The sequence below is a fragment of the Streptomyces sp. NPDC059256 genome (genome assembly GCF_042753785.1).
Lineage (GTDB): Bacteria > Actinomycetota > Actinomycetes > Streptomycetales > Streptomycetaceae > Streptomyces.
Window position 1 is genome coordinate 1 of sequence record NZ_JBHYZO010000032.1, and the last position, 25730, is coordinate 25730.

A 25730-nucleotide genomic window follows, 5' to 3' on the forward strand; every position below is an offset into this window, starting at 1 on the left:
CCCATCGGTGTCTTCCGCAGCACCCAACGCCCCGTCTACGACACCCTCATGAACAACCAACTCGACACCGCCACCGAACAACTCGGCAAAGGCGACCTCAGCGCACTCCTCACCGGCAACGACGCTTGGGTCGTTCGTCCGGAGCGCAGCAGCGCGACCCCGCAGCCCGTCTGATCCGCCCGAGAACCCACACCCCAGGGAGGGGACCCATGGCGTACGTGATCGCTCAACCCTGTGTCGACGTCAAGGACCGGGCGTGTATCGACGAATGCCCCGTCGACTGCATCTACGAAGGTCCCCGCAAGCTCTACATCCACCCCGACGAATGCGTGGACTGCGGGGCCTGTGAGCCCGTCTGCCCGGTCGAGGCCGTCTTCTTCGACCAGGACGTCCCGGCCGAGTGGAGCGACTTCCGCACGGCCGACTCCGAGGTCTTCGTGCCCCTCGGCTCTCCCGGAGGAGCCAGCGGCGCCGGACCGCTCAGTGTCGACCACCCCCTGGTCGCCGCTCGGGCGGCGGGGGAGTAGCCTCTCGGGCCCGTTGGTGGTAGATCGCATTCCGGTGCGGTCCAGTCCCGGTACAGGCCAAGTCCAGAGCGATTGCAGCGACCCGAGAGAACGTTGGGGCGGTGACGGGTAAATCCCGCCACCGCCCTCGGTGTTTCCGGTCCGGAAAAGGCTTGATCGCCCAGTACACCGCTCATGGACACATGCATATGCGCCAGTCACATGCGCATCGATGGTGGCCGTGAGCGATGGGACGGTACGGAAGCTCCGCGTCGTACCCCGCACGATCGTCCCTCTCGCCGCCCACGGCCCAGCCCGGGGCACCCGAAGGAGCTGGTATGGACAGCGCGCCCAACGCTTCCGACGCACCCGCTAGACCAACCGAGCCCGCGCCCCGCGCCACCCTCGCGGCCGGCCTGCCGGGCTCCCACGACCTGGCCCCGCTGCATCTCCTGCACCGGCCCGACACCCCGGAGGGCTTCCTCCTGGACGCCACGGCCCCGGTGGAGCAGCACTTCGCGCTCTCCGCCGAACTGCCCGATGAGCACCCGGTCTTCAACGACGGACCGGACACCTTCCACGACCTGCTCTTCGCCGCGGAGTCACTGCGCCAAGCCACGTTCTTCGTCGCCCACCAGTACTTCCGGGTCCCCGTCGACCGCCCCGCCGTCTTTGTGTCGAGCGGTATCGACATCCGGGAGCTCACCCCTTGGCGCCGCACCGGCCGGCCGGCGTCCATGACGCTGGACATCACGCTCAACCCCGTCGACGTGGTGAACGGCGTCCCGCGCGGTCTGGAGTGCCGAGGGGGAGTGGCGATCGACGGCGTGAGCTGCGGCAGCGGAACCGCGCGTCTCCAGTTCCTGATGCCTCGGGTGTACCGGGCACACCGTGAACTCGGGCGTCGGGAGAGCCTGCGCGGAGCTCTGCCCCCCGCCTCTCCGACGGCCCGACGGGCGACCGTCCGCCCCGAACAGGCCGGCCGCGGCGATGTGCGCAACGTCCTGGTGGGCCCACCGCTCCGCGCGGTCGACGGCGAGTTCATGTTGCCCGTCACCCCACAGCCCGGCCATGAGACCTTCCACGGCGGACCGGGCGGGCACATCCCGGGGACGGTGTTCCTCGAAGCGTCCAGGCAGGCGGCGCTCGTCGTCGCCGCCGAACTCCAGGGGTTCGAACCCGCCCATGCCGTACTCACCCACTGGTGGGCCTCATTCCGTGGTTTCGGCGAGGCGGACCTCCCCCTGACCTGCACCGTCAATACACGTGATCCCCTGCGTGACCGTGCCGGTCGTCCCGTCGTCCACACCCGGATCACCTTCAGCCAGGGCAGTCGGGTGTTGTGCACCGCGACGGCGACCCTGCTCCAGGACTGCTGACGCCCCTCCGTCAACCGTCCCGTTGTCCAGCTGTTCAGTTGTTCAGCCGCCCAGTCTTCGATCCTCCAGCTCTCCAGCGCCCGGTCCGACGATCCCCCGGTCCGACGATTGCCGGTCTGAAGATTCCGCGGTCCGACAGCCCCCGCACCCCACCCCCCGATCACACAGCCTTCCGTTTGCTTTCGAGAGGAGCCAGACCATGCGTTTTCGGGTATTGGGGCCGGTGAGCCTGTCCCCTCGCACCCCGTCCGCCGCCAAACCGCGCGCCCTGCTCGCCACCCTGCTGGTGCAGGCCGGAGAAGTGGTGCCCGCGCACAGCCTCATCGACGAACTCTGGGGGAACGAGCCGCCGCGGACAGCGACCACCACCCTCCAGGTGTACGTGTCCCAACTGCGCAAGATCCTTGCCGAAGGCCCGGCCACCACGACCGGCGGTCTCCTGGTCACCCGCCCCCCGGGATATCTGCTCCAGATACCCGACCAGGAGCAGGACTTCGACCTGCCCCTGTTCGAACGACTGCGTACCGACGGTCGCACCGCCTACCAGCGCAATGACTTCACCGGTGCCTCCCGTCTGCTCGGCGATGCCCTCGCATTGTGGGGCGGACCCGCGCTCTCCGGGATCCCGCACGGCGTACGGCTGGAGTCCGCGGCCATCCGCCTCGACGAACTCCGCCTGGAGGTCCTCGAACAGCGCATCGTGGCCGATCTCCGGCTGGGACACCATCAGGAGCTCGCCGGTGAACTGCTGGCCCTCGCCAACGAACACCCGCTGCGCGAGACGCTCCACGCCCATCTCATGGTGGCGCTGTACCGCACCGGGCGTGGCTCCGACGCACTGCGGGTCTACGGGCGGCTGCGGCGCTCCCTGGTCGAGGAGTTGGGAGTGGAGCCGGGGCCCACGCTCGCCCGGCTCCACGAACGCGTACTGCGCCGTGACCCCTCGCTGGACTGGCGGGCGCCCGTTCCGCCCATCCCGGTGGACGCCCGTCCCCCGGCGATGCGTTCCGATCCCGGCGCGGCCTCCTCGACACCGGGCCCGACCGCACCGACCCTGCCCGCACCGACCCTGCCCATACCGACCCCGCCCGTACCGACCCCTCCGGCACTGCCCGCCGCCGCCCCGGGCTTCGTGGGCCGCCACGAGGAACTCGCCCAGGGCGAACGCGCGCTGCGCGGCGGCGCTGGTCATCCCCCCGTGCGCGTGCTCGCCATCTCCGGTCGCGCCGGTGTCGGCAAGTCCGTACTCGCCCTCAGACTCGCCCATCGGCTGGCCGGCCGATTCCCGGACGGACAACTCCTGGTGTGCCTGCGCGGTCCGCAGGGCCGACCGCTGACCCCGTTACAGGCGCAGGCCGCCCTGCTGCGCGGACTCCTGGGCGACACCGCCGGTCCCGCCGTGCCGACCGACCCGGTCGAGCTGACGGATCGGCTGCGGCGCGCCCTGAACGGACGGAAGCTGCTGCTGGTCCTGGACGACGTCGCTTCCGAGGAACAGGTCCGACCCCTGCTGCCCCCCGCGGAGGGCAGCGCCGTGATCCTGATCGGTCGACGCACGGCGGCGGCACTCGACGGCGCGGAACACCTGGTGCTGGATGCGGTACGGCCGGACGACGCACTGGAGTTGCTGCGTACGGCCGCTGGTGAGCGCATCACCGACGATCCGGCCGCCGCTGCCGAGATCGCCCGGCTCTGCGGCTATCTGCCCCTGGCGCTGCGGGTGGCCGCGGCGGCGCTGACCGCCCGTCCGCACACCACGGCAGCCGAACTGGCCGAGCGGCTGCGGGACGAGCGGACCCGGCTCGGCGTCCTACGGGAAGGCGACCTCGATCTGCGCACCAGCCTGCTGACCGGATACCAGGAGGCGGCCCCCGCCAACCAGCGCGCCTTCCGGCTGCTGACCCTGGCCCCCGCGCCCGACTTCGCAGCCTGGACGGCGGGCGCGCTCCTGGGGGTCGCACCGGGTGCCGCGCACGAGGTCGCCGAGGAACTGGTCAGGGCCCAACTCCTGGAAGCACGTCCCGGCGGGCGCCCCGCCCGCTACGGCTTCCACTCCTTGCTCCGGGTGCTCGCCGTCGAGTTGCGGGACGCCGACGCCGGTGGCCGTGAGCAAAGGCGGCAGGCCGTCGAGCGGCTGTGCCACGCATACCTGGACCTCGCCCGGTACGCGGACGGACGGCTCGCCCCCGGCCGGAACTGGAGCGCGCACGCGCTGTCGGGTGGCTCGGCCGCACTGGACGAGACGTACCGGGCGACCCTGTTGGACCGGGCGGCGATCGTCGGCTCCAGCCCGCTCGGCTGGTTCCGCGACGAGGCCACCGGGCTGGTCGAGAGCGTACGACAGGCGCACGCGGCCGGTCTGTGGCACCTGGTGTGGGAGCTTGCCGACAGTGCCACCGGCTACTTCCACGTCTGCGCCGCCTGGGACGACTGGGAGGAGACGCACCGACTGGCGCTCGATGCCGCACTGCGCGCGGGGAACACATCGGCGGAGGCCGTCGTGCGCTACGGACTGGGCGATCTCGCCTGGCAGCGCCAGGAGGGACGCAGGGCCCTGGAGCACTTCACCGCAGCTCAGCGCTGCTTCGATCGGGTCGGGGACCGGACCGGTGCCGCCCGCTGCCGGATCGGCATGGCGGACATCCTGTTGGGCCAGGGCAGACTGGGCGCCGCAGCCCGCCGCTACGGACGGGCCCTGGACCAGTGCCTGGCCGCCCAGGACCTGTGGGGCAAGGTGGCGGCGCTCAATGGACTCGCCCTGGTCAATCTGCGCAAGGGCCGCCGTGACACCGCCACCGGGCAGTTGGCCCAGTGCCGTCGGTGGGCCGAGCGCCTCGGCGACCGCCGCTGGGCGGAGTACACGCGTCGCACGGCCGCACGGCTGGCCCAGGACATGCCCGTTGCGCACGAGTCGGGCGCTCCCGCCCCGGCGGTGAGCGGTGGCGCCGATGGAGATGTCCCGGGCCAGTACGCGGTGGAAGTGCGCCCCGGGATGTGGCTCATCGGTGCCGCGGCGGGACGTACGCGCCGCGCCCCGGTGCCCGCACTGTCCCTGTGACGGGCGGATTTCCCAGAGAGTCGTGGTGGGTGCCGGGCAGTACATCCGGTACCCGCCACGGCGGCGCACCCCGCCATGCGCGCGGAGCTGCGCCCCTACTAGCCCGCCGTACGTGGGGCAGCGGGCGCGGCGGTGCGGGCCTGCGGACGGCGGTTGCGCAGCAGTTGCCGCCACTCCTCCGCGCTGAACTGCGCCGGCTGCGACCCGCGGATGAAGTCGTGCACCACCGCGAGGAACCGTTCGGGGTCCGCACGGAACGGAAAGTGCCCCGCCTCCGGGAAGATCTCCAGCCTGCTGCCCGGCATCGCCACATGCCCCAACCCCGCGTGCACGGCCGGCACCACCATGTCGCGCCCGCCCCAGATCAGCATGGTGGGCATGCCCTGCGTCAGATAGCTGCGATCCAGCAGCGTGCCGACCTGGCCGCGCCAGTCCACCACCGCCCGCAGGGTACGCACGAACGCACTGCGTGACGTGGCGTCGGGCAGTGCGTCCACGGCCCGGAGCAACTCCGGGGCATCGAGCCCCAACCCGCTGTGGAGTGACTGGAGGACACGGACGGTCAGCCCGAGCTGCCACCGTACGGTGGGCAGTTGCAGGGCGGCCAACAGCAGTCCGGCCCCCGGCAGGCTGGCCGCTCGCAGCAGCGGCGTCACATGCCGTCCGATGCCGCCACTGCCCACCAGGACCAGCCGTTCGGTGCGCTCGGGGAACTGGTACGCGAACTGCGCGGCCACCGCCCCACCGAGCGAGTGCCCCACCAGGGTGGCCCTGTCGATGCCCAGGGCGCTCAGCAGATCCCGCAGCCCATTGGCGTACGCACCCGGTGAGTAGTCTCCGCGGGGCTTGTCCGACGCCCCGTGTCCCAGCAGATCCGGCGCGACCACCCGATATCGGCGGGCGAGCCCCGGGACGATCTCCGCCCAGGTGGCCGACGAGTCCCCGATGCCGTGGATCAGCACGACGGCCGGCCCCTTGCCGGCCATCCGGTAGGCGTGGCGGTGTCCGTGCAGCAACCGGGTGCGGAGCCGCACCCCACCGCCCCCGGTCCGCGGACGATCACGTTCGGGGCGATCGCTGCCGAGCTGGGGTCTGGCCACGGATCATGCCTCTTTCGGACCTGGACGTCCCGTCAGGGCGGACAGGAAGTCGGACGAGGGGAACGAGACCAGGGGAGCGTGCGGCCCGCCGTGGTCCGAAGCGCCGGAAGCATCGCCGACGTCGATCTGCTGCCCCTCGTCGAGCGTTGACACCGACCGGGTGTCCAGGGGCACGGGGTCTATCCCGAGCGAGGTCAAGGAGCGCCACGGCTGGACGGTGCCGTGGAAGACGGCCCGCGGTGGCGCGGGGGACAGTGTGGTCGCGGAGGGCATGGCAACCGCCTCTCGGTCGGCGTTCACGGGGCCCGGAAGCGGGCGCTGCCGGGCGGATCGTTCGACTGGCGTGAGGTACGGACAGACGTACGGCGGCGCTGAACGGTTGACGCAGCTGGCGGGCGTCAGCTGCCGGGGGTCGAGGAGGGGCGACGACCGCCCGAACGCGTCGTGGGCAGCTGAGCACCGGGGGCGGGCAGAGCCGTGCCGTGCGGCGCGGTCACCCGTGCCGCGGCCCTTCGGTACCGACCGGCGCGCCCCGTGGACTCCGCGATGCGCGAGCGCACCAGCGAGGCGACCAACCAGGAGCGCAACGCACCTTGGTGCGCCGGTGAGCCGTGCACGTCGTCGAACTCCTTGAACCGCACCCGCGGCAGGGTCCTGGCCAGCAACTGGTGCTCCCCGGCCGGGATGATCTCGTCCCGCCTGCTGACGACGTAGTTCACCGGAACGTGGACCGACTCCAAAGTCGTCTCGTCGAGGGCGAAGTCCGCCAGTAGGGAACGCAGTTCGCCCTGATCGGCGACGCCCGTGAGCCTGCGCAGGGTCTCCCGGGTGATACCGGGAACGCGGGGCCACCACAACGGGTCGCTGAAGAACTCCGCCACCGGGGCGCCCACGGTGTGGATGCTGCGGATGCGGGAGTCATCGGCCGCGGCCCGCAGGGCGAGATGGCCGCTGAAGCTCAATCCCAACACCGAAGTCTGCGCCACCCGGGCCCGATCGCCCAGGTGGTCGAGGAGGTAGGGCAGCAGCTCCCAGGAATCGGCACGGTAGCGCAGTGTGTTCTCGCCGACCCCCGGCATCTCGGTCGCGATGGCCGCGTATCCGAGCCGGGCCAGCTTGGGCAGCAGCGGCGCCCACTGCTCCTTGACGCTCACGATGCCACCCATGATCACCACCAGCGGGCGGTGACGCCCACCGTCCAGTCCGGCCGTCCAGGCGGCGACCGTGCCGCCCGGATGGTCCAGCACCAGCCGGTCCACGCCCCGGCGCCGGCGCCAGTCATCGAAGGTGCGCACACAGTTGTGCTGCGCCCTGAGGCGGTCGTCGTCGCCGTGATGGGGGAAGCGGGCGAGCGCATAGCGGCGGCAGGCGTCGATCGGTCGGCCGGCGAAGGCCAGTCGGTCGGCCTCGGCGCTCCACACCCGTGCCCAGGACCCCGGATGCCCCGGCTCGTCCGTGGTGATCCAGGGGAGGACCGCCGCCACCTGGCGCTCGGTCATGCCCTGGCCCCGCGCATGGAGCCGGGCGAACTCCTTGAGTTCTTCGAGGTGGTTCATGGGTGTCCTCCGTCTCCCCGGTGACCAGGGCCGGTGGCCGACGAGCGCGGCACCGGAGCGCCGTCCTGGTCGGTCAGATGCGCAGCGCTACGGATCGGGGCGGGCGCCATGCCGAGGTGGGGGGTGTGGAGCCTTCGGCGGAGCGCCCGCCCGATGACCAGATTGCGTCTCGCCCCTTAAGCCACGCTTGTCGCCCGGACACACGAAGGCGCCGTGGTAGCGGGGGAACCCCCGCTACCACGGCGCCCGCCGGAAGCTGCACTCCGGACATGGTGCTCCGCCTCACCAGTACGCTGTCGCCGCCTGTGGCCGGGTACCCGTGCCACCGCCCCCCGCGTGGGGATCCGTGGCGCGGTCGGTGTTGTGGTCCGTGTTGTCGTCGTCGGCCTCGTCGTCGCCCAATGCCTCCGTCACGGCTGCCACCACCCGTGGATCGAGCATGGTGCGCGCAGCGGTGTCCTCCGTATCACCGAAACCGGAATCGCTGACGGCCACACTGACGGCATAGCCCCCGTCGACGGTATAGGTCTGGAACTCCCATTCGACGCCGGTGCCCGGTGCGCCGTCGGGGGCCAGCACCCGTGCGGGCTGCCCATCAGGGCCAAAGCCGAAATCGGTGAAACGGAACCGCATCCCCTGACCGATGGCCTTGCTGTACGCCTCCTTGAGCGTCCAGAGGCGTACGAGCGCCCGCTCCCGCTGTTGTGGTGGCAGCGACTCCAATGCTGCCAACTCATGGGGGGTGCACACGTGCCGGTGCAACCCACGGGTGTACAGCGGACGATCCTCCCGCTCGGCGTCCACACCGATCAGACCGCGTGTCGTCAGACCGATCAGCAGCAGGTCCTCGGTATGGCTGAGGCTGATGTCCACGGCGTCACAACCGCGCAGATAGGGCCGTCCGGTGGGACCGTAGGCGAGCTCGATCACTTGTGGGGGCACCCGGAGGGCGACCGCAGCGGCGAACTTCAACAGCACCCGGGACGCGGCGAAGCGGACCCGGACCGCCGGATGCGACATCTCCAGATAGCGCTCCCAGTCCCGGCCGAGCAACGCCCGCAGCCGCGGTCCGCCCGCTTGATCCGGCCGCCAGTCGGCGAGCCGGGCGTGCAGGACCGCGACCGAGTGCTCTTCCAGATCGGCGCGGACCCGGTCCCAGGCACCGTCACGTCCGGAGATCTTGACCGGTTCCCCGAACGAGGGGCTGGATACAGTCCTCCTCCGCGCCGTCATCGAACTCCTCCAAGGTGGATGTGAGATCACCGAGCACGTCCGCCGCTGCCGCGCCGTCGATGATCCGGTGGTCGAAGGTCAACCCGAGGCGCATCACCGGCGCGATCGCGAGGCGTCCGTCCCGTACGACGGGACGGTCGATCACCCGCCCCGCGCACAGGGTGACGGCGGTACCACCACTCGAGTGGAACCCGTCGACGGGCCGATGCCCCAACGAACTGACCGACACGGTGCCCAGCGTGCCCGGGGTGCGCACCGCGGCGGCGAAGGCGAGCCGGCCGAGCGGTACGGGCAGTCTGCCCAGTAGCCGCACCCCGCGGAACTCCGGCAACTGTGCGGTGTCGGGCTGCCGGTAGCGGTCGATCCGCTCCTGGATGGCGTCCAGATCGGCCGACTCCAGTCGGGGCAGCAGTGCGGAGAGCACCGTCCGCTCACCGTCGACGACACGATCCAGCGCCACCTTCGCGGTCACCCCGGCGAAGCGGACCGTCCGCGGAGCCCGCAGCCCCGACCGGCTCGGTACCAGGGCCGCGTTGGCCTCCGGATGACGTTGCAACACCCGCCCGGCGGCCCACAACAGATAGCCGACCACCGAGTACCGCCGGCCCGCCGCCCTGGCCGCGGCCCGGTGCGCCTCCACCCGTGACATGTCGATGTCCGTGTCCAGGTGCACGGGCCGCTGCCGGGCGGCGTGTTCCAGGAAGTACAGCGTGTGGAGCCGGCGACGCACGGAGTGGACGCGTACGGGGGTGGCCGGCGCCCGGTCGTTGGGGTCGGGGCGCCGGAGCCCGCTCACGTCTGGACCGCCAGCCGGTAGATCTCCTGGAGGCTACGGGCCTCCAGCAGCCTGCCGACCGGCAGCGGCCTGCCCGTGGTCTGCTCCAGTACGGTGACCAGTTTCAGCAGGTAGAGGGAGTCCCACTCGGGTAGTTGGTCGAGATCGGCGTGGACCTCGTGGTCTTCTAGCGGCATACCCAGTTCGTCTCGGACGAGACGGACGAAGTCGTCGATGGTCTGCATGCGAAAACGGCCCTCCCGGGCGCGGAGCGGAATGGTGATGACGGGCGGGGCGCCACACCGCGCCCATGCGGTGTGGCGGCCCCGCGCCGGTGGTGTCTCTGACGAATGGCGTCGTCCGCCCGAAGGGGGGCGGGCCAGGTGGAACCCGTCAGGAACGATCTAGGTCATGGCTGATGGAGAGCTTCTCCCGCCCCATGGACCGGACGGGATGCGTCCGACCCGGCTTGGCGGACACCGGTCATACCTTCTCCAGTGCGAAGCCGGACTTGATCCACTTGCTGGATTCGACGGCGACCGCCAGCGCCCGTTGGCCGTCCGTCATCTTCGGCAGGAGCCCCTCCAGCTGGAGGAAGGGCAGGGCGTTCCCGTTGTTCCCGGTCTCCGCCACACAGGACACCTCGACGGCGCCGGGAAGGTCCAACTGCTCGGTGATGCGGCGGGTCATCCGACCCGAGAGCTGCGGTGGCAGCAGGAAGTCCACCTGATCCGTGGTCCAGTCCAGCTCCTCCAGCAGTTCCCACAGAATCTCCGCAGCCATCACCGGGACGGCGGCCTCGATCGCCTTGTAGTCCTCCCGCACGGCCTGTCGGTCCTCGTGCCGGTCGGCGAGCCCGAACCAGTCGATCACCTGACCGGGCTCCCGGCCCAGACCGGTGAACCGGTTCAGCACCCGGCGCAGCGCGAGCCGCTCACCGCGCGGTTCGGCGGTGAGGACCGCGGCCCCCGCGCCGTCCCCGAACAGGACGTAGTTCACCAGATCACTGGGAGCCGCACCGGAGAGATCACGGTCCAGCTCCAGGTGCTTGCTGCACACATCGCCGCCGATCACCAATCCGGTGCCGTAGCCACCGCCGGTGATCAAGGTGCGTCCCAGCTCCAGGGCCTGGACGGCGCCCGCGCACCCGGACTGCAGCTGATAGGTGGGGAGTTGGTCCAGCCCCAGCTGGTCGGCGACCTGATTGACCGTCGCGGGCATCAAGTGGTCCGGGGTCGCGGTGCCCATCACCACGAACTCGATCTCCTCCGGTGCGATCCGGGCCGCGCTGAGCGCCCGTTGTGACGCCTGGGCACAGAGATCGGCGAGCGACCAGCGCACTTCACCGGTGATCAGATCGCGGGCGAAGTGCCGGGTGCGGGTGCCGATGAAAACATCGATCCACTCCTCGTTCACACCGAGGGTCTTCGCCAGCATCGCATTGTCCACGGGGTCGCCCGGCAGCGCGGTACCGACGGCCGCGAGATGGGCGACGACCTCGGTGGACGGTGGGGATGACTGCATCGTGGGTCCTTCCTTCCTTTCAGGGCCGGTGGGCCCGAAAGGGCCGACATGGTCTGGGCGCCCAAGGGCGCGGAACGGGGCGAACGGCCCCGGGGCCGTATCAGGCGACTGCGGAACCCACCCGGTCGCGCAGATAGTCGATGAGGTCGCCGACGGAGGACAGGCGCGGCAGCAGATCCTGCACGCTCATCGTCTCCAGCCCGCTCAACCGCTCCTGAATGCGGTCCTTCAGCTCCATCACCATCACCGAGTCGAATCCCAGGTCCTCATAGAGGAGGGAGGCGGGTGACACCTCGTCGGGTGCGTAGCCACCCACGGCCGCGACGGCTTCGATCACCGCCCCGGCCACCGAGTCCACCGACGTCGCTTCCCGCGCCGACGGCAACACCCCCAGCGTCTCGCCGGCCCCGGGTGCCACGGCCAGCCCGCGCACCTCCGGCTCCCCGCCGCCCACGGGCTCGCGGGACCCACCGGCGGTCGGCGCCGGCAGCACACCGACGCCCGATGCCGCAGCGGACCGCACGGGACCGCGGGTCCAGAAGCGATGGGTGTCCGAGAAGGCATAGGGAGCCAGGCGTTGCGGTTGCCGTTCCTCCTCCGCGTACGCCGCGTCCCACCACGGCTCCAGACCACTGCGGTACAACTCCGCCACCGCCTGTGCGAGGTCCCGGCCGCCCGCGTCCTCCTTGGGCACCAGGGCGACCCCCTGGCCACCGGTCAGCCCGGACGACCGCAGCCGGCGCGCCATCTGCGTCAGCACCGGCCGGGGGCCGACCTCCACCAGATGCGTGGGCCCCGCCTCCAGCAGTTGTGTCGCGGCCTCGCCGAAGAGCACGGGGGCGCTGATGTGCTCGGTCCAGTACTTGGCGTCCATCGGTTCGGCCTCCAGCAACCGGCCGCGGACCGTGGAGTACACGGGCAGCTTGGGCACCCCGCCGCCGGCCTCCTCCGCGACGTCGGCGAACCGCTCCAGCACCGGCTCCATCAACGGCGAGTGGAAGGCGTGGGACACCTCAAGCCGCCTGCTGCGGATGCCCTGCTCGCGCAGCGACTCCTCGACCCGGGCCAGTGCCGCCAGATCACCCGACAACACGGTTGCCTGCGGCCCGTTCACCGCACCCACCCCCACCAGGGGTTCCATCTCCACCAGGGGCGCCAACTCCATCGGTGTCGCCCGTACCGACAGCATTCCGCCGCCTTCGGGCAACTCCTCCATCAGCGCACCGCGGGCAGCGATCAACTGCGCTGCCTGCTCCAGCGGAAAGACCTCCGCCAGAACCGCAGCCGCGTACTCACCGACGCTGTGACCGAGCATGAGGGCGGGTCGTACGCCCAGGTCGGCCATGCTCGACGCCAGTGCGTAGCCGACCGCGAACAGGGCGGGCTGGGTCCACCGGGTGCGGTGCACCGACGGGTCGCCCGAAAGCAGGAGATCACGCACCGAAGCACCGGTGTGCGGGGTCAGCGCCGCGTCCGCCTCGTCCAGGTACTTCCGGTACAGCGCCGACTCCTGGTAGAGCCGAGCCGTCATCTTCGGATACTGCGAGCCCTGACCGGTGAACAGCAGGGCCACCAGCGGCTTGCCCGCGGGGTTCCCGGTGAGCTGGGCCAGCCGGTCGTCGTCGGTCGCCGCCTCGCGCAGGGCGGCGGCCAGTTCACCCGTGTCCTGGGCGGGCACGGCGAAGCGGTAGCGGTGGCCCGTCTTGACCCGGTTGCTGTTCCAGCACAGCGGGCCGACCGGCACCCTGCGCCGCTGCACGGCATCGGCCTGGGCCAGCAGATTGCGCCGCAGCGCGTCCAGGGAGGGAGCACTCACCGTGAAGACCCCGCTGCCCAGCCCGGTCCGGCCGCCGGCATCGTGGCTCGACACCGCCTCGGGCCGGGCGGCGTAGGCGGGAGCGGACTCCAACACCGCATGGGCGTTGGTACCCCCCATGCCGAAGCTGCTGAGCCCGCCGATCGCCGGCTTCGACTGGAGCCGCAGCGGGGTCTTGAGCAGCCGCAGACCGTGCTTGGCGAGCTTGAGCGCAGGGTTCTCCTTGGTGGCGTAGCGGCTGGCCGGCACCGTTCGGTGGTGCAGCGACAGCGCGACCTTGATGAGTCCGGCGATGCCGGCCGCGCCTTCCGCGTGGCCGATGCTGCCCTTGACCGACCCCACCGCCATCGGACGACCGGTCCGGCCCGCGTGGAGCTGCCCCAACGCCTTGATCTCGATCATGTCACCCAGCACCGTGCCGGTGCCGTGAGCCTCGGTGAAGGTCACATCGGACGGCTCCACACCGGCCCTGCGGTAGGCGGCCGTCAGCACGTCCTGTTGTGACCAACGGTTCGGCGCGGTGATGCCGTTGCTGCGCCCGTCCTGGTTGACGGCCGTCCCCCGGATGACTGCGTACACCGGTTGACCGTCCGCGACCGCGTCCTCCAACCGGCGCAGTACGACGGCACCGACGCCCTCGCCGCGGCCGATGCCATCAGCCTCGGCACTGAACGGCTTGCACCGGCCGTCGGGGGCCGACAGACCGGCCTGGGTGTAGAAGATGTTGAGCGCGGGGGTGAGGGCCACATTGACCCCGGCGGCGATGGCGGTGTCGCATTCGCCCGACAGCAGGGCGTTGCAGGCGAGGTGCACGGCGACCAGCGAGGACGAGCACGCCGTGTCCACGGCCAGGCTCGGCCCCTTGAGGTCGAGGTGGTAGGAGACCCGGTTGGCCGTCATGCAGTAGCCGTTGCCCGAGCCCACCTGAGCCGTGACCCGGGCGTAGTCGGTGAGGTGCAACTGCGCCCACTCGTTGCCCATGATGCCGACGAACACCCCGGTGGGGGTCCCCGCCAGCTTCTGCGGGGCGATCCCGGCGTCCTCCACGGCCCGCCAGGCACATTGCAGCAGCAGCCGCTGCTGGGGGTCCATCGCCGCGGCCTCCCGCGGCGAGATGGTGAAGAACTCGTTGTCGAAGGCGTCGGGGTCGCTGATGAAGCCGCCCTCGACGGTGTTGGCATGGCCTTCCGCGCCGGTGGGGGAGTGGAAGTCGCGGGCGTTCCACCGCTGCCCGGGCACCTTCCCCACTCCCTCGTCGGAGCGCATCAACATGTCCCAGTAGGCACCGGGGTCGGGCGCCCCGGGGAAGCGGCAGTCCAGCCCGACGATGGCTATCGGTCTCATCGGGCCTCACTCTGCACATCTCGCAGCTCCTCGACGAGGTGCCCGGCCAGCGCGTCGACGGTGGGGTAGTCCCAGGCCACGGTCGGCTCCAGGACGAGGTCGAAGTCCTCCTCGATGTCGCCGCACAGGCTGAGCGCGGCGACCGAGTCCAGCCCGTACTCGGCCAGCGGGACGGTGGACACGATCTCGGACGGCGACCGCTGGAGGTACAGCGCGATGCGGTCGGCGAGCCAGCTGCTCAGCGACTCGACGCTGTGCTCGGTGCGCTCGGTGCTCGTGGGGCGGTCGGTCGCGGGAACAGACATGGGGTACTCCTCGGTGGAAGCGCTGGGAGGCGGAATCAGCCGGCCAGCGGAGTGTCGTAGAGGTCGTAGCTACGGCGTTCGTGGAAGCGCCGCAGCACTTCCTCGTGCACGCGGCCTTCACAGGCGGGAGGCAGATCGGCCGGGCGCTGCCCCAGCCGGCGGGCGAGGCGGTGCAGTGCGGCGGCGGCCCAGGCGGGGTCGGCGAGGAAGGAGTCCCCGCCGTCCCGCGCGGCCCGCCACACACCCAGTACGGCCGCCGCCGCGAGGAAGACCGCATAGCGGTCGGCGAGGGCGAAACTGGCCGGGCTGGCCAGCGCGGTCCGATCCTGCGGGGAGAGGTTGAGGCTGTCCTCCTGGAGCTGTCTGAGCTGGTCGAGCATCCGCATCACCAGGGCCTGCACCGCCAACTCCTCGGGGGAGCCGCTGGGCAGGTCGTCGACCGCCGCCACCAGGGAGGCACTGAGACTGTCCCGCCCGCTGGCCAGCGCCAACCGGTCGAAGGGAATGTCCCCCAGCGCCGTGCGCGGTTCGAACAGCGCCCGGGGTGCCTCATCGCCGGCGAACCAGGCACGTCGGGCCAGCCGGGACAGCTGCGGGATGATGGTGGCCTGGCAGGCTGCCGAGCCCGCGTGTCCGAGACTGAGCACCGGTAGGTCGCGCACGTGCTTCTGGAAGAGGCCGAACTCGCCCTCGCGCACGTAGAACCGCGCACCGAGCACGATCGACAGGTCGTACATGGTGTCCGTGAGCATCTTGGGCACCAGGTACTTCACCGCAGCCGCGTACACACTGGTCTCATCGGGAAGCAGATGCACCGCACGGGTGCCCACCAGGGCCAGGCTGTCGCAGATCAGCAGATCGAGGAAGGCTCCCGTCAAGGTCGCCGAGGCATGGGGGATCTCCATCACGGTCCGCCGGTACAACTGACGTCCGACCGCGAACCGCACCACCGTGCGCAGACTCGTGTCGAGCGCGCCGATCGCCATCCCGGGAATCGCACTGCGGGTGATCTGGAACGAGCGCAGGGCCAGTTCCACACCTTGTCCCACAGCACCCACCCGGGCGGACTCGGGCACCGGGCAGTCGGTGAAGTCCAGGCCCGAGAGCCGGCAGCCGCGGACCCCGACCGCGCTGTAGCGCGGCAGGACTCCGAAGCGCTCGGCGTCGAGTTGGTCCCGTTCGACGAGGAGCACCGAATGGCTGCGGCTGCCCGGGCTCCCGTCCGTGCGGCTGAAGAGGGAGAACGCGGCTGCCCTGTCGGCGTTGTTGATGACCTCCTTGCGCCCGTTGAGTCGATAGCCCCCGGGATACGGGTCGGCACGGAACTCGTTGCGGACGAAATCGTTGCCATGCGGCAGTTCGTGGTACGCGACCGAGACCTTCGACCCGGCCAGCAGCAGGTCGGCCAGCCGACGGCGCTGCTCGTCGCTGCCGGCGGTCCACACATTGGCCGCCGCCATGAACGAGGTGATGCCGTAGCCGAGGCCGAGGGCCACATCGCGCCGAAAGACATGACGCATCGTTCGGACGAGGGTGTCGAGCCGGTCGAGCCGGCCGCCGAGCGCGGTCGGTACGAACTCGGCGTTGAACACGACGTCGTCGAGGAGCTGCTCTCCCGCGGGCGGTAGTTCGCCCGCCTCGTCGGCGGCGACGATCTGTGCCGCGGACAGGGGGTTGGCAGCGTCCTCGGGGTCACCGAAACGTCGTTCCAACTCCGCGACGCGTTCCTTGGCCGCGTCCTCCTGTGTCTGGTCCGCGCCCGACGGAAGGCGCTCGGCCTGGCCGGTCGGGACCGCTTCGCCGCGGAGCCCCTGGACGGCGGGATCACTCAGCATGACGCCCCCTCGGATGACCGGGCGTTCGGTGCGACGCTCGGGTGTCGATGACAGCGGACCCGGCTTGCGGATCGCTGTCGTGGTGCCCCGTCGCCGGTGGGCGAGGGGTCGCGGCGGGTGCCGCATTGCCCGTTGAAGGACGCGAAGGGCTCGACGGGTGAACCGGTGCCGTGCCCGGTGGGGCGCCGGTCACCGGATCCGATGGACTGCCCGGTGGGTCCGCGGTGGCGACCCCGGGATGCAGTCGAAGCGTGAAGAGGGAGAACAGCGCCCCGGCCCTGCCGGCTGCGCGCAGTTCCTCCAACAGGTGCGCAAACGCCTCGGGCGACTCCGGGCCGGCCTCGCCCAGGCGGATCAACAGACGATCGAGCGCGGCCCGCAGCCACACCGCGTCGCGCCACAGACCTCCGGTGGCTCCCGCCCCGCCGGCCACATGGTTGTTCACCCACAGGCCGAGGCAGGCCGCGCCGGCCAGACACAGGCTGTAGCGCCGGGCGACCTCGAACGCCTCGGGCGGTACGTCGGTCACCACCGTCCGGTACGCGTCCATCGACTCGTGGACCTGTTCGACCACGGCGAGCAGTCGCACCGCCGACGCCACGGCCTGCTTCAGCTCGGGCCGCTGCTCGGCCTCGGCCTCCAACCGTGTGATCGACGTCGGCAGCGTCGCCATGAGTCCGCTGCCGCGACGCGCCACCAGGGACAGCCGCTCGGCCGCCAGCGGGGGCAGCGGCGTCGACAGGTCGAAGGCCGCGACGGCCCCCGTCACATCGCCACTGCTCCGTCGCCAGCCCCGTACCAGCGAACGGAACTGATTCACCAGCGAGTTCAGATTGACCAGTGTGTTGCCGTCGAAGAGACCCACGATGCGATGGTCGCGGTCGATCTTCTGGAACATGCCGCGGGCGTGGACGTCCTTGAGGAAGGCACGGGCGCCGAGCACCTTGGTGAGGTCGCCGATGACCGCCTCGGTGCCGGTGGGCACCAGGTACTTCGTCACCGCTGCGACCACACTGAGCTCCTCGGTCGCGGTGTGCACCGAGCGCGCGGCCACCGTCGCGAGGGCCTCGCCGATCAGTACGTCCGCGGCGGCGGACGCCAGGACATGACGGGCCTGCGGCAGATCCACCAGGCGGCGCCCGTACAACGCGCGCCCCTCGGCGAAGTCCAACGCGATCCGCAGCGCGTGGTCGGCCGCGCCCAACGACAGGGACGCGCACATGGTCCGGGTGAGCTGGAGGGCCTTGAGAACGGTCTCCACCCCGCTGCCCACCGCACCCACCGCGGCGCCCGCGGCCACCGGCGCTCCGTCGAAGACGATGCCGCTGATGTCCGCGCCCCGGATGCCGTGCGTACGGATCTTGTCCAGGCAGCGGTAGTCGTCACCGGCCGTGAGGGTGCGCTTGTCGACCAGGAGGACCGTGAATCCGCGCGGCCCGCCCTCTGTGGAGGTACGGGTCAGCACCGACAGCAGACTGCCCCGAGTGGCGTTGTTGATCAGCCACTTCTCCCCGGAGAGAGACCAACCGCCCGAGCCGTCCGGCTCGCCCAGCACGTCCCCGGCGAGCAGATCGCTGCCGTGGGCGCGCTCGGTGAGCGCCAAGGAGACCGGCAGCGCGGCACGGATGTCCGCGGCCAGTGCACTGGCCTGCTCGGCGGAGCCGGAGACCCAGACGCACACCCCGCCCAGATAGGTCTTGCCGTGCCCGACCGCCACCGTCAGATCCCGACGGGCGATCACGCGCATCACCTGGAGGACGGTCTCGTAGTCGGTGAGCCGTCCGCCGTGCTCGACCGGAATGTAGTACTCGGGCAGACCCCAGTCCTCCAGCGCCCGGCAGATCTCCGTCGGGAACTCCTCCCGCTCGTCGAGCTCCAGGCAACGGGCGTGGGAGAACACCGCGTCGGGGTCCTCGGGGTCGCCGAGCAGCAGTTCCAGTTCCTGTGCCGCGCGATAGGGGGGATGGTCCATGGGTCAGCCCACCGCAACCAGGGACGGCGACGGTGTTGACGCAGTGGTCTTCGCCCCTTCCACGACCGCGCGGACCCCGGGCTCCAGGACGGCGTGCAGCGGCGTCAGCGCGCCGGCGAGGAACAGCTTCCGCATCAGCGTCCGCTGGATCTTGCCGCTCGTCGTGCGCCGGACGGTTCCGGGGCGGACCAACAGCACGTTCCCCGCCGGCACCGCGAACTCCTGGCCGATCATGCGCTGGACGGAGGTGGTGAGCGTCTTGAGGTCGGACCCCAGGGCCGCGGCTCGCACCTCGTGGATCACCACCAGATGCTCCTGATCACCCGCCTCGACACCGAAGACAGCCCCCGCGCCGATGGCCGGGTCCAGCTCGCGGACCGAGCTCTCCACGTCGTACGGGTAGATGTTGCGGCCGTTGATCAGGACCATCTCCTTGAGACGTCCCGTCACGAACACCTCGGGGCCGTCCAGCACTCCGAGGTCCCCGGTGCGCAGCCAGGTCCCGAGCGCCTCCTGGCCCGCGATGCGGGCGCCGAAGACCTCCGCGTTGACCTCGGGTCGCTCCCAGTACCCGGAAGCCACACTGGCACCGCGGACCCAGATCTCCCCGACCCTGCCCGCCGGCTGCTCGACCAGGGTGGCGGGGTCGACCACGCGCACCTCGAAGTCCTCGGCCTCGGCCTTTCCGCTGCTCACCAGGGTCCGGGTGGGCGCGCCCAGATAGGGGCCCTCGATGCGCCCGCGCTCCAACCCGGCCGCGTCCACGTCCCGCAGCAGGGCGCCGCGGTCCTTGGGCGTACCGGTCACCAGCAGCGTGGTCTCGGCCATGCCGTAGCACGGGAAGAAGGCATCGGCGTTGAACCCATAAGGCGCGAAGCGGTTGGTGAAGGCCCTCAGGGTCTCCGCGCGCACCGGCTCGGCGCCGTTGCACGCGGTCCGCAGCGTCGAGAGGTCCACACCTTCCAACTGGGCGTCGGTGACCCTGCGGACGCAGAGGTCGTAGGCGAAGTTGGGGCCACCGGTGCCGTTCACCCCGTAGTCGCTGATCATCTCAAGCCAGCGGGCCGGTCGGCGCAGGAAGGAAACCGGGGACATCAGCACGCCCACCGTGCCCAGCCACAGCGGCTGGAGGACATGACCGATCAGGCCCATGTCGTGGTAGAAGGGCAGCCAGCCGCCGATGACCATGTCGGACGTGTTGCCCGCCGAGCGGGCGATGGCCGCCTCATTGGCGAGGAGGTTGCCGTGGCTGACCATCACTCCCTTGGGGGAGTTGGTGGATCCCGAGGTGTACTGGAGGAAGGCCAGGTCTTGCCGGCCGAGTTCCGGGTCGCGCCAGGCGCTCGCATCCCCGACCGGTCCGCCGTCGGTGGCCAGGGTGACCACATCGGCGAATCCCTCGGCGGCGAGCCACGCCTCCACCTCGGGGGCGTGCTGGGTCAGTGTCAGTACGGCGCCGACCCGGGCGTCCCGCACGATCGAGGAGACCCGCTGGAAGTGCTGTCCCTGCTCGGACGGCAGGGGCGCCGGTACGGCGACCGCACCCGCGTAGAGGCAACCGACGAACGCCTTGATGAAGTCCAGGCCGGATGGGTAGAGAAGGAGCACCTGGCGTCCCGACAGGCCGCGTTCCTGGAGCCAGGACGCCACGTCCTTGGCGGTGCGGTCCAGCTCCAGATAGGGCAGCCGCTCGGGTTCCGCGCCACGCCCGTCGGAGAGGAACACGAACGCGTCCGCGTCACCCCGTTCGTCCGACCGCGTCAGCACCAGCTCCGCGAATGAACTGAATTCCGCCACCGTCTTCCCCTCGCCTTGACGCCATGTGAATCGTGTTGGACCGACTCGTCCCGCCGATCGTCGATTCCCGACCTAAAGGCCCTCTTGCGCACCGGCTGCATCCCCCTGAGGCGGCCGGGACCACCGTCTCGCGCCCGGGGTGCCGTGGGGGGTTCGGAGGATCAGCGGTGGGGCACGGCGTCGGTCCGGGCACGCCGATCGTCAGCTGCGCTGCTCTGCCATCGGGCTGATCAGCGCAAGGGCCGCGAGAGGGTGCGCCGGCCGTCGGGGCGGGCTGTGCGTTGCGGTTCGCCGGCACCGGCCACGGCGATGGGTCCGGGTACGCAGAGGGCACCGGGTACGCAGAGGGCCCGGGTACGGAGAGGGGTCAGGCACGGCGATGGGTCCGGGACGTGGAGCACGGTCCCGGACCCATCGAGCAGACGTCGGCAGCGCTTCGCGGCCTCGCCCCCCGGTCAACACCCTGCGGCTACGAGAGCCGGCCGGGGCCCTCCAGTTGTGCCCACAGCGCTCGTTCGCTCGGGGAGGGCGGAACCTCCACCACGAGCCGCTCCGGATGCGCGGGCGGCGGCCCCGCCAACTGCGCCGCGGATGCGTCGCGGTCGTCACGGCTCGCCGCGTCCTTGGCCAGCCACTCCCGTGAGGCCGTGTGGAAGGAGTCGGCGGGAAGCGTTCCCGACATGGCCGCCAGCGAGGCGAAGCCCCGCATCACGAACCGTCCGAGCCACCGCGCACCACGCCGGATCGATCGTCGTCCGCCCGAAGGAATCGCCATCGATGGGCCTCTCAGGTCGACTGCTCGATGACGTCCACGGTCAGTTGGACGTGCTCCGGTGGCTGTGGAACCTGCTCCTCGGTCAGATCGTGGCGGAAGGCGACCGTGCCGTCCACGTCCTCGCCCGTCTCCGTGAATCCGACGGAGGGATAGAGCCCGCGTACCCGGTGGTTCTTCGCGGTCGGCCGGTAGCGGGCCTCCACACCGGGCGCACCGGCCTGCCTGGCCCGCTGGAGGAGCGCCGAGAGGCACGCCTCCTCGATGCCACGGGCGAACACCCGGCAGCTGAGCAGCATGTTGTCGATGTGCCAGGCACCACCCGTCCCGACCCCGCTCACCAGGATGACCCCCACCAGCCCGTTGTCCCCGAACCGGTCCGCGGAGCGGATCGCCAGCACCAGGTGTTCGGGCGACTCACGACGGGCCCGTACATCGGCCTGCTGAAGGCGTTCGGTGGTCAGGTTGAACTGGTTCGTGCGCAGGGTGACTTGGGAGACCCGGGCGATCTCGTGCTCCCGCACCGGCGAGAGGGAGACCTGGACGCCGAGGCCCGCCAGATACTCCTCCATGGACCCGGCGCTCTCCTGGAGGTCCTGCCGGGCGGCGTCGGTCCGGTACAGCGCGGCGCGGGCACGGTCCTCGGCGGTCAACTCGGGAACGTCGAACCAGCCGTCCGCCAGTAGCCGTTCGATGTGGAGCGCCGGCTCCTCATCGAGCCGGACCACCGCCACCCCCGGCAGGCTGCCCGCCACGAGACCGCACTCGAACGGTGAGTCGTCGGCGAAGACAAAGCTGTCCACACCGAGGTTCAACCGCCGGGCGATCTCCAGCAGGTTGCCGTCCTTGGGGTCCCAGTTGGCGTTGACCCGTACGAAGTCCTTCTCCCGCAGGGTCATGTCGGGGTGCCCGCGCAACACCTGGAGGACCGGCTCGCGATCGTTCTTGCTGCACACCGCCAGCAGGACGCCCTGGGCACCGATCTGCCCCACGACCTGTTGGAACCGTCCGAACGCCTCACCGCGGTAGGTGGTCGCGGCGGCGATGCCCTCCGGCCCGTCGTCGCCGAGGATGCCGTCCCACAGGGTGTTGTCCAGATCGACCACCAGGACCTTCTTGGTGCGCCCGCGCAGACCGCGGGCGAGGTGTCCCACCTCCCGTGCGTAGCCGGCGAGCAGTTCGTCGCCGATGAGGACCTTGGCGTACGCGGCCAGCCGCGGTTCGTGCACCGGACCGCTGGTGGCCACCAACGGGTCGAGGTCCACGACGTGCACCCGGTCGTGGTCGACCGACAACCGCAGCAGGCCCGCGTTGAACTCGCGCCAGATCACTCCCAGTCGAGCCCGCGAGCGCGCGTCCACCAGTCGGCGGACATGGCTGCGCAGTAGGGGGAGGGTGTTCAGGACCAAGGTGCCCGTGCCCTCGGTGACATAGCGCTCGGCGAGGGAGCCGATCAGGGCGAGCTTGGCGGTGGCGATCCGCTCCACGTCCTCCACCAGCCAGGGGTGCGGCAGTTCGTCGAAGACGATCTGTGCATCGAGGACGCACAGGGCGATCTCCGCCCGGGTCGCGTAGAACTCGCTGCCGGTGTCCTGGAGGTCACGGAACCAGGAGCCGAAGTCGCCGGAGTGATGGCGCAGCAGCAGTCCGTGCCGGGCGAGTTCGGCTGTCAGGGGGGCGGTGAGCCCGCTCAGGGTGGAGTGCCCAGTGACCGCGACGGTGACCGCGGCGGTGTCGGGGTGCTCGGCCAGGATCTCGTCCGGCTTCAGCCGGGCCAGTAGCTGACCTGCCCGCACCAGGTCCGGGGCGGGCGGGCCCGCGGGATCGCCCGCCGATGCCAACTCGGCCAGCAGGCCGGGCACCTCGGGGTACGCGTGGGCGAGCCGCCCGTCGCGGTGGAGGGCGCGCAGCCGGTCCAGGGGCCCGATCCGCTCGCCCACGGTGGTGCTCGCAACCGTGGCCATGCTCTCTCCGTTCACCGACGTTCACTTCACAGGGCACTTGCGCTGGTGTCGCCCTGTTCATCGGTTCGGTGCCAGGCCCCGGGGCGCTGCCCCGCCCCAGGGCGCACGGCGCCGCTGCGACGGGCGACGACCTTCAGCGTCGCGGAGGTGTCTTAAGGCGGCCTTGAGCGGTTCGGATGCCCCGGGGCCATGGATCCATGCGCGCCGCTGCCCACGATCGGCGACGGGGACGAGCCCGCGCTCCTTCGGAGTCCTGTCCAGACCTTCCGACGGCGGTCGACCAGCGCGGGGTTCAGCAGTCCCGCGCCGTCCCGTCGACGAGGGAGGCCAGTAGTCCGCCGAAGGTCTCGCGCTGCTCCCGGCTCAGCGGCGCCAGGATGTCCTCGGCCGCCGCAAGACGGGCTTCGCGCAGCGTCCGGAGCACGCTGCGGCCCGTGTCGGTCAGCTCGATCCGGGTTACCCGCCGATTGGCTGGGTCGGGCACCCTACGGACGCACCCGCTCTTCTCCAGGCCGTCCACCAGGCTCGTCACCGCCCGGGGAACCACCTCAAGACGGTCGGCGAGATCTGCCATCCGTGGAGGTGAGTCGGTGAAGTGCGTCAAGGTGCGCAGCAGTCGGGACTGCGCCGGAGTGATGGCGACACCGACCGATTCGAGCTGCCGTTTCTGGCTGCGGTGGAGGCGTCGGCTCAGCCTCAGCAGCTGCTCGGCCAGCAGGCCGTCGGCGTCGGGGGTGCTCATACGGGAACAATATCAGGATGTTCTTCATTGTGAACATAGGTAACAGTGAGCTAAGCTCTCAAGCGGCCGTCGTGCGGTGCGCCACCGGACCTATGAACGCGGAGCGCGATCGACCGCTGCGAGCGGGGGACGACCCCAGCCGCAGGCCCCCGTGCGACCGTCCGCCAGACACCATGCCTCAGACCCCGAAGGAGCCCATGCATCCCCTCGAACCCCTGACGCCACCTGCCAAGGACGAAGAACAACCGCCCGCCCAGGTGCGCCGCATCCTGCGTCTGTTCCGCCCCTACCGTGGCCGACTGGCGACGGTCGGCCTCCTGGTGGGCGCGGCATCCCTCGTCTCCGTCGCCTCCCCGTTCATGCTGCGGGAGATCCTCGACACCGCCATCCCTGAAGGCCACACCGGACTGCTGTCCCTGCTGGCGCTCGGGATGATCGCCTCCGCGGTGATGACGAGTGTCTTCGGTGTGCTCCAGACGCTGATCTCCACCACCGTCGGCCAACGCGTCATGCACGATCTGCGCACGGCCGTGTACGCCCAGCTCCAGCGGATGCCGCTCGCCTTCTTCACCAAGACCCGCACCGGCGAAGTCCAGTCCCGGATCGCCAATGACATCGGCGGCATGCAGGCCACGGTGACCTCCACGGCGACCTCCCTGGTCTCCAACCTCACCGCCGTCATCGCCACCGTCGTCGCCATGCTCGCCCTGGACTGGCGGCTGACGCTCGTGACGCTGCTCCTGCTGCCCGTCTTCGTGGCGATCAGCCGACGGGTCGGCCGGGAGCGCAAGAAGGTCACCACCCAGCGGCAGAAGCAGATGGCCGCCATGGCCGCCACCGTCACCGAGTCCCTCTCGGTCAGCGGCATCCTGCTGGGGCGGACGATGGGCCGGGCCGACTCGCTCACCGACTCCTTCTCCCGGGAGTCCGACCGGCTCGTCGATCTCGAAGTGCGCTCCAGCATGGCCGGACGCTGGCGGCTGGCCATCATCGGCATCGTCATGGCCGCCATGCCGGCGGTCATCTACTGGACGGCGGGCATCGCCATGCAGGGCGGCGGTCCGGCGATCTCGATCGGCACGCTCGTAGCCTTCGTCTCCCTCCAGCAGGGGCTGTTCCGCCCCGCGGTGAGCCTGCTCTCCACCGGCGTGGACATGCAGACCTCGCTCGCGCTCTTCCAGCGCATCTTCGAATACCTCGACCTGCCCGTCGACATCACCGAACCCGCCGAACCGGTCCGGCTCGACCCGGTCCGCGGTGAGGTCCGCTTCGACGGCGTCACCTTCGGTTACGACCGCAACCAGCCGCGCCCCACCCTGGACACCCTCGACGTCACGGTCCCCGCAGGGGGCAGCCTCGCCGTCGTCGGCGCGACCGGTTCGGGCAAGTCCACGCTCAGCTATCTGGTGCCCAGGCTGTACGACGTCACCGGCGGCCGGGTCACCCTCGACGGGGTCGACGTGCGCGACCTCGACTTCGACACCCTCGCCCGTGCCGTGGGGGTCGTCTCCCAGGAGACCTATCTCTTCCATGCATCCGTCGGCGACAATCTGCGCTTCGCCAAACCGGACGCCACCGATGCGGAGCTGGAGGCAGCCGCGCGGGCCGCACAGATCCACGACCACATCGCCGCACTCCCCGATGGCTATGACACCCTCGTGGGGGAGCGCGGATACCGGTTCTCCGGGGGTGAGAAGCAGCGGTTGGCCATCGCCCGCACGATCCTGCGCGACCCACCGGTCCTCATCCTCGACGAGGCGACCAGCGCCCTCGACACCCGTACGGAACAGGCCGTCCAGCAGGCGATCGACGCGCTCTCCCGGGGGCGTACGACCATCACCATCGCCCATCGGCTCTCCACCGTGCGCGACGCCGACGAGATCGTCGTGCTGGAGGCGGGACGCATTGCGGAGCGCGGCACACACGATGAACTGCTCGCCCAGAACGGTCGGTACACCGCACTGGTCCGCAGGGACGCGAAGGCAGCCGCACCCGTCCATGCCTCGATCGATGAGGACTCCCGGGCGGCGGCACCGATTCCGCAGTGACGAT

19 protein-coding genes are annotated in these 25730 nt (G+C 70.8%); 4 read left to right on the forward strand and 15 right to left on the reverse strand.

Going from position 1 to position 25730, the window contains the following annotated elements; translation table 11 throughout:
* Positions 1 to 209 precede the first annotated feature (209 nt).
* The 3 genes from fdxA (at position 210) to ACFXJL_RS32995 (ending at position 4943) form a co-directional block, all read left to right on the forward strand.
* Positions 210 to 527 carry a ferredoxin gene (gene fdxA / locus ACFXJL_RS32985; RefSeq protein WP_358881720.1) on the forward strand — a complete coding sequence of 106 codons (318 nt, stop codon included), beginning with the start codon at positions 210 to 212 and terminating at the stop codon, positions 525 to 527.
* 317 nt (positions 528 to 844) lie between these two features.
* Positions 845 to 1885 carry an AfsA-related hotdog domain-containing protein gene (locus tag ACFXJL_RS32990; protein WP_384698778.1) on the forward strand — a complete coding sequence of 347 codons (1041 nt, stop codon included), beginning with the start codon at positions 845 to 847 and terminating at the stop codon, positions 1883 to 1885.
* 199 nt (positions 1886 to 2084) lie between these two features.
* The gene (locus ACFXJL_RS32995; RefSeq protein ID WP_384698781.1) at positions 2085 to 4943 is read left to right on the forward strand and encodes a BTAD domain-containing putative transcriptional regulator; all 2859 of its coding nucleotides are present in this window, start codon (positions 2085 to 2087) and stop codon (positions 4941 to 4943) included.
* A 98-nt stretch (positions 4944 to 5041) separates the two neighbouring features.
* Here ACFXJL_RS32995 and ACFXJL_RS33000 read toward each other — a convergent pair whose 3' ends face one another.
* The 15 genes from ACFXJL_RS33000 to ACFXJL_RS33070 all read right to left on the reverse strand — a co-directional run bounded on the left by ACFXJL_RS33000 (position 5042) and on the right by ACFXJL_RS33070 (position 23678).
* Positions 5042 to 6043 (reverse strand): alpha/beta fold hydrolase, encoded by a 1002-nt coding sequence (locus tag ACFXJL_RS33000; protein ID WP_384644903.1) that lies wholly within the window; start codon positions 6041 to 6043, stop codon positions 5042 to 5044.
* A gap of 3 nt (positions 6044 to 6046) precedes the next feature.
* Positions 6047 to 6316, reverse strand: a complete 270-nt coding sequence (locus ACFXJL_RS33005; RefSeq protein ID WP_384698784.1) for a hypothetical protein — start codon at positions 6314 to 6316, stop codon at positions 6047 to 6049.
* A gap of 125 nt (positions 6317 to 6441) precedes the next feature.
* The gene (locus tag ACFXJL_RS33010; protein ID WP_384698787.1) at positions 6442 to 7599 is read right to left on the reverse strand and encodes an alpha/beta fold hydrolase; all 1158 of its coding nucleotides are present in this window, start codon (positions 7597 to 7599) and stop codon (positions 6442 to 6444) included.
* A gap of 282 nt (positions 7600 to 7881) precedes the next feature.
* A complete protein-coding gene (locus ACFXJL_RS33015) occupies positions 7882 to 8832 on the reverse strand; it encodes a 4'-phosphopantetheinyl transferase family protein (protein ID WP_384698790.1) in 951 nt (316 codons plus the stop codon).
* The gene (locus tag ACFXJL_RS33020; RefSeq protein ID WP_384698867.1) at positions 8765 to 9505 is read right to left on the reverse strand and encodes a 2-oxo acid dehydrogenase subunit E2; all 741 of its coding nucleotides are present in this window, start codon (positions 9503 to 9505) and stop codon (positions 8765 to 8767) included. Before ACFXJL_RS33020 ends, ACFXJL_RS33015 begins: the two co-directional genes overlap by 68 nt.
* Positions 9506 to 9624: 119 nt before the next feature.
* Positions 9625 to 9852, reverse strand: coding sequence for an acyl carrier protein (locus tag ACFXJL_RS33025; protein WP_329015049.1), 228 nt, complete (start codon positions 9850 to 9852; stop codon positions 9625 to 9627).
* 238 nt (positions 9853 to 10090) lie between these two features.
* Entirely contained in the window at positions 10091 to 11131 is a 1041-nt protein-coding gene (locus ACFXJL_RS33030; protein ID WP_358881713.1) for a 3-oxoacyl-ACP synthase III family protein, read from the reverse strand.
* 100 nt (positions 11132 to 11231) lie between these two features.
* Entirely contained in the window at positions 11232 to 14291 is a 3060-nt protein-coding gene (locus ACFXJL_RS33035; RefSeq protein WP_358881712.1) for a beta-ketoacyl synthase N-terminal-like domain-containing protein, read from the reverse strand.
* Entirely contained in the window at positions 14288 to 14596 is a 309-nt protein-coding gene (locus ACFXJL_RS33040) for an acyl carrier protein (RefSeq protein ID WP_329015041.1), read from the reverse strand. The genes ACFXJL_RS33035 and ACFXJL_RS33040 overlap by 4 nt, the downstream gene beginning before the upstream one ends.
* Positions 14597 to 14631: 35 nt before the next feature.
* Positions 14632 to 16431, reverse strand: coding sequence for an acyl-CoA dehydrogenase family protein (locus ACFXJL_RS33045; RefSeq protein WP_384644343.1), 1800 nt, complete (start codon positions 16429 to 16431; stop codon positions 14632 to 14634).
* Positions 16421 to 18403 carry an acyl-CoA dehydrogenase family protein gene (locus ACFXJL_RS33050; protein ID WP_384698795.1) on the reverse strand — a complete coding sequence of 661 codons (1983 nt, stop codon included), beginning with the start codon at positions 18401 to 18403 and terminating at the stop codon, positions 16421 to 16423. The genes ACFXJL_RS33045 and ACFXJL_RS33050 overlap by 11 nt, the downstream gene beginning before the upstream one ends.
* 3 nt (positions 18404 to 18406) lie before the next feature.
* Positions 18407 to 20200, reverse strand: a complete 1794-nt coding sequence (locus ACFXJL_RS33055) for a fatty acyl-AMP ligase (RefSeq protein ID WP_384698798.1) — start codon at positions 20198 to 20200, stop codon at positions 18407 to 18409.
* Between the two features lie 469 nt (positions 20201 to 20669).
* The gene (locus tag ACFXJL_RS33060) at positions 20670 to 20882 is read right to left on the reverse strand and encodes a DUF6059 family protein (RefSeq protein WP_384698801.1); all 213 of its coding nucleotides are present in this window, start codon (positions 20880 to 20882) and stop codon (positions 20670 to 20672) included.
* A gap of 104 nt (positions 20883 to 20986) precedes the next feature.
* Positions 20987 to 22936: an HAD-IIIC family phosphatase gene (locus ACFXJL_RS33065; RefSeq protein ID WP_384698803.1), complete on the reverse strand. Its 1950-nt coding sequence runs from the start codon at positions 22934 to 22936 to the stop codon at positions 20987 to 20989.
* Positions 22937 to 23228: 292 nt separating this feature from the next.
* Positions 23229 to 23678 (reverse strand): MarR family transcriptional regulator, encoded by a 450-nt coding sequence (locus tag ACFXJL_RS33070; RefSeq protein ID WP_358881706.1) that lies wholly within the window; start codon positions 23676 to 23678, stop codon positions 23229 to 23231.
* A 197-nt stretch (positions 23679 to 23875) separates the two neighbouring features.
* Between ACFXJL_RS33070 and ACFXJL_RS33075 the strand changes: the two genes are divergently transcribed.
* Positions 23876 to 25726: an ABC transporter ATP-binding protein gene (locus ACFXJL_RS33075; protein ID WP_384698806.1), complete on the forward strand. Its 1851-nt coding sequence runs from the start codon at positions 23876 to 23878 to the stop codon at positions 25724 to 25726.
* Positions 25727 to 25730 lie beyond the last annotated feature (4 nt).